This window comes from Mycobacterium sp. E1715, assembly GCF_001667625.1.
Taxonomy (GTDB): domain Bacteria; phylum Actinomycetota; class Actinomycetes; order Mycobacteriales; family Mycobacteriaceae; genus Mycobacterium.
On record NZ_LZJJ01000110.1, the window covers coordinates 1 to 639 of the forward strand.

Here is a 639-nt window from a genome sequence, read left to right on the forward strand (position 1 = left end):
GGTGGCGCTCCTGGCGCCGCACCTCAATGACGACGGGGCCGAGCGCGAGCCTTTGGTGGCGGGCGACCGGCCCGCTGTCCTTCCGCTGTCGTTCGCCCAGAGCCGGCTCTGGTTCCTCGAGCAATGGCGGGACCGCGCCGCGACCTACAACATGCCCACCGCGTTTTGGATCAGCGGGCCGGTCGCCCGCCACCAAAGGCTCGCGCTCGGCCCCGTCGTCATTGAGGTGCGGCGCCAGGAGCGCCACCGTGGGCGCGTCAAACAAGGCGCGTAACGACAGGCCGGCTTTCAATGACTTGTTGATGGCGGTGACGAGGCGCATGGCCGACAGTGAATCGCCGCCCAAGTCGAAGAACGACTCGTCGATCCCGACCCGTTCGAGACCGAGAACCTGTGCGAAGGCGCCGGCCAGCACCTCCTCCACCGCAGTGACCGGGGCGCGAAATCGGCTGGCATCGCTGTATTCCGGCGCGGGGAGGGCTCGCGTGTCGAGTTTGCCGTTGACCGTCAGCGGCAACGCAGCCATCACCACGACCGCGGACGGCACCATGAAGCCGGGCAGCCGACCGGCCAGCGCGGCGCGCGCGTCGGCCGCGTCGATCGTCCGGTGACGTAGCCGACCAGGCGCGGGGCGCCGGG

General features: G+C 70.3%; 1 pseudogene. It reads right to left on the minus strand.

Annotated elements, in window-relative coordinates:
* Positions 1 to 172 precede the first annotated feature (172 nt).
* Positions 173 to 639, minus strand: a pseudogene (locus A9X03_RS05945) (phosphopantetheine-binding protein); the annotation flags it as partial.